The 11,102-nt window shown below is 33.9% G+C and carries 8 protein-coding genes and 1 pseudogene; 5 read left to right on the forward strand and 4 right to left on the reverse strand.

The annotated features are described in order from the left end of the window. Nucleotides 1–96: 96 nt before the first annotated feature. Nucleotides 97–1,155: a glycosyltransferase family 4 protein gene (locus GM3709_RS16755; RefSeq protein WP_082713031.1), complete on the forward strand. Its 1,059-nt coding sequence runs from the start codon at nucleotides 97–99 to the stop codon at nucleotides 1,153–1,155. A gap of 16 nt (nucleotides 1,156–1,171) precedes the next feature. On the opposite strand, the gene GM3709_RS16760 is transcribed toward GM3709_RS16755, so the two are convergent. Beyond that, nucleotides 1,172–1,726, reverse strand: coding sequence for a hypothetical protein (locus tag GM3709_RS16760; RefSeq protein ID WP_066121417.1), 555 nt, complete (start codon nucleotides 1,724–1,726; stop codon nucleotides 1,172–1,174). Nucleotides 1,727–2,203: 477 nt separating this feature from the next. After that, nucleotides 2,204–3,100 (reverse strand): annotated as a pseudogene (locus tag GM3709_RS21915) (IS5 family transposase); the annotation flags it as partial. Nucleotides 3,101–3,369: 269 nt separating this feature from the next. Here GM3709_RS21915 and GM3709_RS16770 point away from each other — a divergent pair. Then, nucleotides 3,370–4,818 (forward strand): BCD family MFS transporter, encoded by a 1,449-nt coding sequence (locus GM3709_RS16770; protein ID WP_066121420.1) that lies wholly within the window; start codon nucleotides 3,370–3,372, stop codon nucleotides 4,816–4,818. A 44-nt stretch (nucleotides 4,819–4,862) separates the two neighbouring features. Here GM3709_RS16770 and petH read toward each other — a convergent pair whose 3' ends face one another. Both petH and GM3709_RS16780 read right to left on the reverse strand, forming a co-directional pair. Next, a complete protein-coding gene (gene petH, locus GM3709_RS16775) occupies nucleotides 4,863–6,065 on the reverse strand; it encodes a ferredoxin--NADP reductase (protein WP_066121423.1) in 1,203 nt (400 codons plus the stop codon). Between the two features lie 22 nt (nucleotides 6,066–6,087). Beyond that, nucleotides 6,088–6,363, reverse strand: a complete 276-nt coding sequence (locus tag GM3709_RS16780) for a phycobilisome linker polypeptide (protein ID WP_066121425.1) — start codon at nucleotides 6,361–6,363, stop codon at nucleotides 6,088–6,090. A gap of 1,076 nt (nucleotides 6,364–7,439) precedes the next feature. Here GM3709_RS16780 and GM3709_RS16785 point away from each other — a divergent pair. The 3 genes from GM3709_RS16785 to GM3709_RS21550 all read left to right on the forward strand — a co-directional run bounded on the left by GM3709_RS16785 (nucleotide 7,440) and on the right by GM3709_RS21550 (nucleotide 10,965). After that, entirely contained in the window at nucleotides 7,440–7,805 is a 366-nt protein-coding gene (locus tag GM3709_RS16785) for a PleD family two-component system response regulator (RefSeq protein WP_066121427.1), read from the forward strand. 60 nt (nucleotides 7,806–7,865) lie between these two features. Continuing rightward, nucleotides 7,866–8,453 (forward strand): chemotaxis protein CheW, encoded by a 588-nt coding sequence (locus GM3709_RS16790; RefSeq protein WP_066121429.1) that lies wholly within the window; start codon nucleotides 7,866–7,868, stop codon nucleotides 8,451–8,453. Nucleotides 8,454–8,520: 67 nt separating this feature from the next. Further along, nucleotides 8,521–10,965 carry a methyl-accepting chemotaxis protein gene (locus tag GM3709_RS21550; protein WP_066121431.1) on the forward strand — a complete coding sequence of 815 codons (2,445 nt, stop codon included), beginning with the start codon at nucleotides 8,521–8,523 and terminating at the stop codon, nucleotides 10,963–10,965. Nucleotides 10,966–11,102: the final 137 nt, after the last annotated feature.

The raw sequence follows: 11,102 nt of genomic DNA on the forward strand, positions 1-11,102 counted from the left end.
TGATATTTATTAATCTTTGTCTTAACGATTATTAATAAGTGATAATTGAGACTTTTTTGACAGTTCAAACATCAACTAGATTCTTTTACCATGACAATGAAAATCTTAATCTTATCTACCCCAGTGGGTACATTAAGTTCAGGTATTGGGGGCGGTGTAGAATTAACTATCTACAATTTAATTCAAGAAATGCAAAGGCGTAATCATCTGGTGAAAGTTGTGGCGCCGAAAGGTTCTTATTTACAAAATGCTGATATAGTTGGAATAGAGGGCAATTTACATATTCCAGCTCAAACTCAAACTCGTGATATTCCTACGGTTATGCCTCAAAATTCGGTGTTGGGAAATATGTGGGAATATGCTAGACAGGTGCAATCTGATTATGATGTGTTGGTAAATTTTGCTTTTGACTGGCTGCCTTTTTACTTAACTCCTTTTTTTCAGAGTTCGATCGCTCATTTTATCAGTATGGGCTCGTTGTCTGATAGTCTGGATCATGGGATGACACAAACTGCTCAAAAATATCCTCTAAATTTTGGGGTTTATACGAAATCTCAAGCAAATACTTTCCCTTTTGCTAATGTTTGTGAATGTTTAGGAAGTGGAATTGATTTATCTTTATACCAATTTAGAGAAAGTCCAGACAAAAAATTGGCATGGTTAGGAAGAATTGCTCCAGAAAAAGCCTTAGAAGATGCTGTCAAAGCCTCAGAAATTACTCAAATACCGTTACTAATTTTTGGGAAAATTCAAGATGAACAATACTGGCATAGCATTGTAACACAACATCATCAAGCCCCGATCGAATATAAAGGTTTTTTATCTACTATTGATTTACAGAGGGAATTGGGTTATTGTCAAGCATTATTAATGACTCCTCGTTGGGTGGAAGCCTTTGGGAATGTTGCCATTGAAGCCTTAGCCTGTGGTGTTCCTGTGATTAGTTATGCGAGAGGTGGCCCTGCTGAAATCATTGATGATTGTAAAACTGGTTTTCTCGTAACTCCTGACAGCATTGAAGGATTAGTTACGGCTATTAATCGTCTTCCTGAAATTAATCGTCATGATTGTCGTCGATCGGCAGAACAAGAGTACTCTTTAACGACATGGGGCGATCGTTTTGAATTATGGTTAAAAAGAATTTGCTCAGAATAGGGAATAAATTTGTTTTTTAATCACAAGGTTTTAAAGTAAAAAGACTGAGTAATTTTTCTTCTTCTTGATATTCAGAAAAGCGAATATATTTTATATATTTTTCTCCTAGAATTATAGAATAATTATAAAGTTCATATCTAGTGAATAAATTGGGATAACTAGGTGATATTTTTTCCCAATCAGTTTCTCCTTCAAATGTTAATTCTTTGTCTAATTTTAGACCTATTTCTTCTTCTAATCCTCGATAAGCACCTTTTAAGGGGGTTTCGTATTGTTTTAGTTTTTCTGTGATAGTAACTAGCTCTCTTTTTCTTTCTATTCCACTTAAAAATATCTGCTTATCTTCTATTAGTTGAAAATATTGATCGCCTAGTTTAAATTTAACATCGATCGAGCTTACTTTTAATAGTCTAACTAATTTTTGATCAAGTATTTTTAACTCAGATTCTCCTTCTTTTATCTCGGTAAATAATTCCTCGATCGTCTTATTTCCTAAATCATGACTCCAATCTTTGGTACTAATATTATATTGAGATAATAAGTTTTCTAATGCAATTACTGTGTGTAGCATAAGTTAAAAAACAATAAATTTTTCTTCTGTTAACTTTATCATAATTACTTGTTTTTATTTTCATTTTATTATTATTTTCAAAGCTATAAACTAGAAAATTAATTGATTCATAATTTCCTGTGTATTTTATTTTTTAGAAGGCTTTAATTTTTTGATATTTTTTCTTAATCCAAGGGGTGTTTTACTATGTTTTTCGATTTGACTCATTACCTGTTTTGCACCGCAATTACTACTTTTGGTAAACTAGCTAGTCTTCTTGTTTCGATACCGTCGGATTTATCAACACCTCCTGTTTTCATTTTATATCTTGTATAAGATTTTCATAAATCTGTAAAAATTTTTGTTTAGAAATTATCTATGTAGAGAAAAAAGTTTCAAGACTTAATTCGCATTAGGCGTATAATATTAAGAGTATTGCTATTTTATTTTATTTGTAGCAAAGCACCTTAGAAGGTGTTTGAAAAGTTTAGAAGTCGATTAGACATTTTGAGATTGACGTTCTAATCTTCTCAGCACAATATGAATCATACTGGCAAAAATCATCATTTCACTCGTAGTTGGTAAAATTCATAATCCTTACTCAATCTTCGGTAATGGCCAAACCATGAATATGTCCTCTCTACTACGCATCTTTTGGGGATCACACTGAAACTTGTTTCTTCATCTGTCCTTTTTAAATGTTCTAGTTTCCAGCCAAATTCTCTTTCTATTTTGGCGATGAATTCTTTCCCCGCAAAAGTACTATAGCAGATAACGAGTTGATTACGACCTTTTGAGATTCCTCTCTATGCTCGGAATGACAACTATAGATTTTTAGAATGTCTTAACTAACCCGTTTATTGCTATATCTACCCAAATTATTTTTAAACAAGTCCAAAACTGTGAGGCAAAAGTGGCTAACAATTAATTCCATTCCTTGATGATCTGAGGGTTTCGCTCCATGAACGCACAAACCCACAAATCGAGAATTAAACCCATCGTATCAACCAAAATCCTTCTTTTTCGCCCCTTAACTTTCTTTCTCCCATCAAAACCAATTTCTTCCCCACCCATTGCTGTTTTTACTGATTGACTATCCACAGTACCGGCACTGGGAACACGGTTTCTTCCTACTTTGACACGTACTTGCTCTCGCAACTGCTGATTAATGACTCGCCATGTACCATTAGATTCCCAAGCTCGAAAATAAGTGTAAACTGTTTGCCATTTGAGAAAGTCATGAGGCATTGCCCAACGTTTAATTCCATTCGCAAGAAGATAAAAGATGGTATTGAGTACTTCTGGGAGATTCACACAACGATTTCTTCCACCGGTTTTGGCAGGAGGAATTAATGGTTCTAAAATTTGCCACTGGTAATCAGTAAGGTCAGTATCCTATGATAGTGTTGTCATTTATTTTTTCATTCATTTTTCCACTGGAATATTTTACCTCAATACTTTTCAAACAGTTTCTAACACCCAACAAATAAGTTAATAAATATTTGAAAGAATTCCCCTTATTTCTGCAATTTTTTCTTTTAGGCTTATAATCTTATCGGTACTTAGGGCTTTTAACAGTTTATTCGATGCTCAATTTTTGTCTAAATACCGTTATGAAAAAAGAGTCAGAATAGATGATTGAATAGATTAAAAATAATAATAATATGACTACTGATAGTAATAGTTCTCTTTCTGAAAAAATACCCCATACCATCCCAAAAGTTAATATTTTAACCATGTTGCGATTAGGATTATTTAATCTAGGTATTGGTTTAATCTCAGTATTGACTTTAGCGGTATTAAATCGAGTGATGATTTCTGAGTTAGCCATTCCCGCAACGATCGCATCTAGTGTTCTTGCACTAGGGCAACTTGTCGCACCTACAAGAGTATGGCTAGGACAGTTATCTGATAGTAAAAAATTATTTGGCTTACATCGTACAGGTTATGTTTTGTTGGGAGTAACCACTGTAGGAATTAGTATCTTTTTAGCTGTACAATTAGTATGGTTATTAGGAGGCGATATTGTTAATAACAACGGTTGGCAATGGAATAATTTTACCATCATGGTTAGTATCGCTTTAGCTTTAATCTTTATGGTACAAGGTATCGCAACGGGTGCTAGTTCAACTCCTTTTACTGCCTTACTGGTAGATATTTCCGATGAAGATAATCGATCGAAAATAGTAGGAACAATTTGGTCTATGCTGATGGTAGGTATCGTTATTGGTGGCATTACAGGCAATATCCTACTAAAAAATTTAGCCGTAGGAGAAGACAATGTTATTTCTTTAGATGTGCTTATACCTCCTATTAATGCCATATTTATATCTGTTCCTATTATCGTTATCCTATTAACTATCATTGCTACTTGGGGAGTAGAAAAAAAATTCTCCCGTTATCGTTTAAGATCATCTTTTGTTGATAGAGAAGACGGTATCAGCTTAAAACGTGCTTTAAAAATCTTGACTTCATCCCGTCAAACAGGTATTTTCTTTACATTTTTAGTCATGGTGACAATGAGTTTATTTATGCAAGAAGCAATTTTAGAACCTTACGGCGGTGAAGTCTTTAAAATGTCGATCGGTGAAACCACTATGCTAAACTCTTTTTGGGGAATAGGGATCTTAATTGGTTATGGTATCACAGGATTTTTTGTTGTTCCTCGTCTTGGGAAAACTAAAACCACTAAAATTGGTTGTACTCTAGTTGCTTTATCTTTTACCTTAATAATTTTTGCCGGATTAACCGCCATGCCTCAAATATTACAAGGGGCAATGGTCTTATTTGGTATAGCCGCAGGTATCACAACGATCGGTTCAATTAGTTTAATGTTAGACTTAACCGCCGCCGAAACCGCAGGTACTTTTGTCGGTGCATGGGGTTTAGCACAAGCAATGTCTCGGGGAATTGCCATCGCCCTTGGAGGTTGGATATTAGATATAGGGAGATTTTTATTTAATAATGCTTGGATGGCTTATAGTTTTGTCTTTGTTTGTGAAGCCTTTGTTGCCATAGCTGCGATCGTGCTTTTAAACAGAGTAAACGTCCAAGAATTTCAAAATACAACCCGTCAAGCCACTGCAATGGTGATGGAAGCAGATTTAGATTAGATTACATTTAAAAACCCCCAGAAAGGGGGTAAAAGAGGAAGGAATTAATACACTTCAACGTGCCAACGTTCTTCTTTTTTCATTTGTTTACGCATTTCATCCCATTTCAGTCCTCTTTTTTCAGCTTCTGCCGTAAAGGTTTCAGAAATCGGAGGTTCCATACCTTTCAAACCACACATATAAACATGGGTATTGGGTTTTTGGATTAATTCAAATAATTCATCCGCATATTCACTTACACGACTTTGGACATAAACTTTACCACCATCAGCAGTATTTTGTTCACGACTAATTGCATAAGTTAAACGGAAATTATCAGGATAATCCGCCGCCATTTTCTCTAAATCATCTTTATAAAGAATATTTTGGGTATAAGGAATACCGAAGATTAACCACGCTAAACCCTTAAATTGGTACTCAGGGTTTTGTTCTCTTTCTTTAAACATACGCCATAAAAACGCCCGGAAAGGTGCAATACCTGTACCTGTAGCTAACATGACGATCGTTGCATCTTCATCGTCAGGTAGTAACATTTCCTTCCCGACAGGCCCAGTAATTGATACATCTGCTCCTTCTTCTAAATTACAGAGGTAAGTGGAGCATACACCATAAACAGTCTCTCCCGCTTCATTTTTATATTCTAATTGACGAACACACAAAGAAACAGTTTTGTCATCGAGGCGATCGCCATGACGAGTAGAAGCGATCGAATAAAGACGTAATTTATGGGATTTCCCTTTTTCATCAGTACCGGGAGGAATAATACCAATACTTTGACCTTCTAAATAGTGTAGATCACCACCAGAAAGATCAAAAGTTAGATGACGTACTGTACCGCTACCACCTTCGGCGACTAATTCATAATTTTCTAAACATTTACCCACAAAAGGACTATTAGGTCGATAGAGATTAACAGGTACTTTAACAGGTTTATGTTCTTTTGGTTTAGCTTGAGTCATGGGTTGAGTGTTCATAGTAGAATTAGAACTTAGACTTTTAGCCTGAATAGGAGTGTTAATGCCCATAGGAGTAATTTTAATAATTTTTCCACCTAGACGATTAATCCGATTCATTTCTTGATTCATTCGAGAATAAGGTACAGCAATTAAAGTTGTGCCACTCTGACGAATAGAATAGTCTAAATTATTGGTTTCTTGCTGAGAAATACCCACAACCTCAAAGAGAAAACGGCGTTCCTCAATGGTGGAATTGTTGGTGAAAGTTTTAACTGTATTCAATTTTTTCATTTACTAAATAACTCCTTTTGTCTTATGCTTCACTTTGAGCATTACTAGCACCAACTAAAGGTGCAACAACACCAATGGAGGAAATATTCACAATTTCTCCACCTAGACGATTAATCCGATTCATTTCTTTATTCATGGAGGAATAAGGTACGGCAATAAAAGTATTACCACTTTGACGAATGGGATAGTTTAAGTTATTCTCACGTTGGTTTGTAATGCCTGTTACTTCAAATAAAAAAAGACGCTCTTCAACAGTAGGATTATAAGCAAAAGTTTTTACAGTTTTTGAATTTCTCATATCCTTAATATACTCCTGATTTTATGAAAGTAAAGTAAAGTTTGTCTTAAAATGCTTACTATGTCAAGTTTTCACCACATAAATATCACGGGTTAATTGACTAAATATAAGACCAATGTCAATCTTACCAAAATGAGGAGTTAAAAATTATCTTAAATTTCTTGACTTGTGTTTTCAACAAAAAAGATCATAATTTTATACATAAAAATTTTGTTTACAGAGTTAATTATTTTCATTTTTACTAAGTAAATAGCATTGTTTCTTAATATTAAAATACTTGTGGGAAAATTAAGTTCTATTATCAAATAATACAATTATGATAGATATAGTATCTAAATTATTATTTCTTAATTATTTAAGTCATTTCCAAAAATCACACTCTCAATTTTTATAATAATTTTCACTTTATAAAGAAAACTAAAAGAGTAAGTATTTTCCCGTAAATGACTTTTATTATATTTCTTTTTGTGTTGTTAATGTCTTAAATTTTAATTAATAAAGAAAAAGGAGTGTGAATCAGAAGAAATTGGTATAAATCATAGGTATTAAATTTAATAAATGATGGAAATAAATCAATTATTAATAGTTTTAAATCAATTATTATTAAGATTTCCTATTTTTAATTCCCTCTCTTTATCGATAATTTTATAGATTACTTAGGTAATAATAAGAAATATAAAAATATTAATCCGAGTGGTTAAAAAAAACGTAATTAAAAAGACAAGAGATAAAAGGCAAGATTATCAGTACCTTCGATATTATTTTCTAATAATTGATTGTTTTCACAAATAATTTATGAATCCTATATTTATAAATTTTCAAGTTTTTTTAGAAGTTTGTATCTTTAACAACAATACGCAATAACCAAAGTTTTATAATCATATTATAGTTACTTATTAAGAAAAATTTTAGAGTTTAGTATATCTTATTAACCTCAAAAAATTATGGTCTTATAGATCATAAATATGGCATTAAGTTATAACTTTTGAATAACTCTTATTTTGTCAAAGTATTGAAACTTGGGCTATAGCCTTATAAATTTTAAAAGCTATTTTTCTTAAAAGGAATTATAAAATATGAATATATTAGTAGTAGATGATGTTAAATCTGAATTGGAGTTAATTACTGAATATTTAAGTTCTGTAGGCTATAGTGTCACTACAGCTATGAACGGAAAAGAAGCCTTAACAAAGATTTTGGAAAATAAGCCTGATGCGATCGTAACTGATTGGATGATGCCAGAAATGGGGGGCTTGGATTTATGTAGGCAACTTAAAAAAAATCCAGAAACGGCAATGATTCCAGTAATTGCTTGTACGGCAAAAGATAAAGATGTCGATCGAAAATGGGCAAAAAAACACGGTGTAGAGGCTTATCTAGTGAAACCTTGTTCCAAGGAAGAATTAATTACTGTAGTGGATTCAGTTCGATCGACAACTTAAGTGATTACGGATAGTAATAAATAGTATATAGATCATTGAAATCAGGAGGCTTATAGATCAGTGTCAATATCTTCCCCTTTTACTCGACTTCAAGAATTATTACCTCAGCTATTTCAAGAACCTGAACTTAAGGGAACTCCCTACTTACGTTTTAGCATTAATAATGGTCAACAGTCAGCTTTGATTCCCATGAAAAATGTGAAGGAATCTTTGTCAGTGTCATCAGAAAAAATTACTCCTATCCCCAGTTTACCCAGTTTTGTGATGGGTTTAATGAGTTCTAGGGATTCAGTTTTTTTAGCGATCGATTTAGGGCAATTTATTGGTCTATCTCCTCTTTCGTCCTACTTAAGACAATATAACGTCATGGTACTAGATTTATCCTCTGAAATTGAAACCTTCGAGTCTTCCTTTAATAATTTATTGATCGGTTTTGCCGTCAGTGGTATTCAAGGAATTAATCGCTTAATGCCTGAGCAGATTGTCGAAGGAAAAAGTATTCCGCAAGAATTTCCCCCAGTGACGACGGATCTCCCAGAAATGACTAAACAATATTTTTCATCATCTGTTAAAGGCAAAGAAAGAGAATTGATGATTTTAGATTTACCCAAAATTTCCTCTGTACTTGGGGCAAAAACTGCCTTTTGATAACCTCATCAAACTATAAAATTCTTTGTTTAAAGTAAAAATTAACCTAATACCTAAGCGATATGTTATGAATACTTCAGAAAAACAGTTGACTTCTCTTACTCAAGATACACCTCAAACTCATTCCGATTCTGTGTCCACCATACCTTCTAATCTTTATCCTCCCAAATTCCAAGAAAATTCCGAAAAGCGAAAAGTGAGAGAAAATCCATCTCTTGGTAAGCCAAAAAGATCCCTTGTTAATCAACTTTTAATTACTGTTTTACCATCAGTGCTTCTTCCTCTGATTGTTGCTAGTGGTTTTGCGGTTAACTTTACCGATCGTCAAGGAAAAGAAAAGGCTGTGGAAGGCATTCTTCAAACACTAACTGTTACAAATGAAGCGACTCAAAACTGGATAGATGATGTTTTCGCTTTAGGTTCAATTATTGATACTAACCCCTTTGTTCTTGATGCGATTTTTTCAGGAGAAACGAAGGCAAAATTAGAAAACTTAGATCAAACACCTTTTAAACAGATAGAACAAAAATATAATCAAAAAAGATTACTAGAACCGGAAAAAGTAGCACAACTTAACAATTATCTTCAAGCTCTGGTAAAGTCAGAAAAATTAGAAGATATTCTTATCACCGAAAAACATGGCTATAATGTCGCCTATAGTTCCATAACACCTTATTTTGTACAAAGTGCAAAACCTTGGTGGCATTTTGGCAAAAACAAAAAAGTAGTTGAAGGACAATTAGACGAATTCTCTAAAACAATTACCTTTGAATTTCTTAAGTCTATTAACGAAAAAGAACTTGGAGGGTTTTTAGGAATAACCAGAATACGCACATCTACCGAAACTTTAAATGAACAGGTATTTAGGTATTTAGCTTCAGAACTTTCTGGATCTGTAGTCGTTCAGATTATCAGTAGTCGATCGGGTAAAGCAATAAGTCAATTTACTCCGGGTAAATTTGAAAGTTTACCCCAAATTGTGGGAGGTGAAGCTTTATTAACCGCAGTCAATAGTTTTTTTAACAGTTTGGTACATTCCCCTGATAAACTTGAGTCTAATATTGGTGAATTGAAAAACTCCAAAGGTATTGATAATGCTAACTTAATTAAAACCGATGGACAAGAGCCAATTCTTTCTTTAGAAATTGCCGATCGAATTTTTTATCTAGCGAAAATTCCGGGTACGGAATTAATGATTTCTTCCTCTTTAGAAAAAAGTGAAATTAATGAAGCAGGGCGGAATTTAACTAACACGTTGATTTTTATTACCATTCTTTTGGCTATTATTTCCACAGTGGTAGTAACTTCCCTTGCTAAAGATTTAGCTAAACCGTTAACCAGTTTGACGGCTAAAGCCCGACAAGTGGCAAAAGGAAACCTTGATGTTAAAGTTGAATTAGATGGAGTAGGAACTTTAGAGACTTATACCCTAGCAGACAGTTTTAATAACTTAGTTCAAGAAGTTAATAAGTTAATTGGCGAACAAAAAAGTATTGCTCAAGAAAGGAAAGAAGAAAAACAAAAACTAGAACGGGAAATCGATCAACTCCTCGATGAAGTTGAAGGTGCGTTAGAGGGAGATTTAACTGTAAAAGCCAGTTTAGACTCTATGGAAATTAGTACTGTTGCGGACTTAATTAACGCCATTATCGATAACTTGAGAGACATTGCTGTTCAGGTAAAACAATCTACCGCTCAAGTGGGATCATCTTTAACCGAAAATCAACTATCAATTCAAACATTAACTCAACAGGCAATCAAAGAAGCTCAAGCTACTAATACCACCTTAGAGTCGGTACAAGAAATGTCGAAATCGATCGAAATCGTAGCAGAAAATGCGAACCAAGCGGCAACTCTTGCTGATGAAGCCTTCAAAGAAACCCAAGAAGGGACAAAAGTTATGGATGATACCGTTGATAGTATCGTTAGCCTAAGAACCACAGTCGGAGAAACAGCTAAGAAAATTAAGCGTTTGGGAGAATCTTCCCAGAAAATTTCTCAGGTAGTGTCATTGATTGACGAAATCGCTTTGAAAACCAATCTTTTGGCTATTAATGCCAGTGTAGAGGCAAGTCGAGCAGGAGAACAAGGACAAGGTTTTACAGTGGTAGCGGAGCAAGTGGGAGCATTGGCAGAACAATCCGCCAGTGCAACAAAAGAAATTTCCCAAATTGTAGCAGATATTCAATTAGAAACTCAGGAAGTAACTCAAGCAATGGAAGTTGGTACTGCACAGGTAGTTGATAGTACCCGTTTAGTGGAAGCCACGAAAAAACGATTAGAGACAGTATTAGAAAGATCTCAACGTATCAATGATTTAATGAAGTCTATTTCTCAAACTACCGTCACACAGACTGATACATCAGCTTTGGTAACAGAGTTGATGCAACAAATCACTCGTTATTCTGAAGAAAGACTTAAATCTTCTCAAGAAGTATCGGAGTCTATGGTTAATACTGCTCAAGTAGCACAAGAGTTACAGTCTGCGGTAGAACAATTCAAGGTTGAGTAAATAATTAACAATTAACAATGAAGAAAGACAAAAATTGTTGTTGGGGATTCAATATATAAATTATCTCTTACAAAGCCATAAAGAAAAAGTCCGCAGAATTGGGTATTTAGGGGCATTAAATCAGGAACTATGTAGAA

The sequence above is a fragment of the Geminocystis sp. NIES-3709 genome, from assembly GCF_001548115.1.
In the GTDB taxonomy this organism is placed as follows: domain Bacteria; phylum Cyanobacteriota; class Cyanobacteriia; order Cyanobacteriales; family Cyanobacteriaceae; genus Geminocystis.

Bases quoted from the DNA above. Each gene is read 5' to 3' on its own strand.
- GM3709_RS16755 (WP_082713031.1), top strand. From the start codon at position 97: ATGAAAATCTTAATCTTATCTACCCCAGTGGGTACATTAAGTTCAGGT.
- GM3709_RS16760 (WP_066121417.1), bottom strand. From the start codon at position 1,726: ATGCTACACACAGTAATTGCATTAGAAAACTTATTATCTCAATATAAT.
- GM3709_RS16770 (WP_066121420.1), top strand. From the start codon at position 3,370: ATGACTACTGATAGTAATAGTTCTCTTTCTGAAAAAATACCCCATACC.
- petH (WP_066121423.1), bottom strand. From the start codon at position 6,065: ATGAAAAAATTGAATACAGTTAAAACTTTCACCAACAATTCCACCATT.
- GM3709_RS16780 (WP_066121425.1), bottom strand. From the start codon at position 6,363: ATGAGAAATTCAAAAACTGTAAAAACTTTTGCTTATAATCCTACTGTT.
- GM3709_RS16785 (WP_066121427.1), top strand. From the start codon at position 7,440: ATGAATATATTAGTAGTAGATGATGTTAAATCTGAATTGGAGTTAATT.
- GM3709_RS21550 (WP_066121431.1), top strand. From the start codon at position 8,521: ATGAATACTTCAGAAAAACAGTTGACTTCTCTTACTCAAGATACACCT.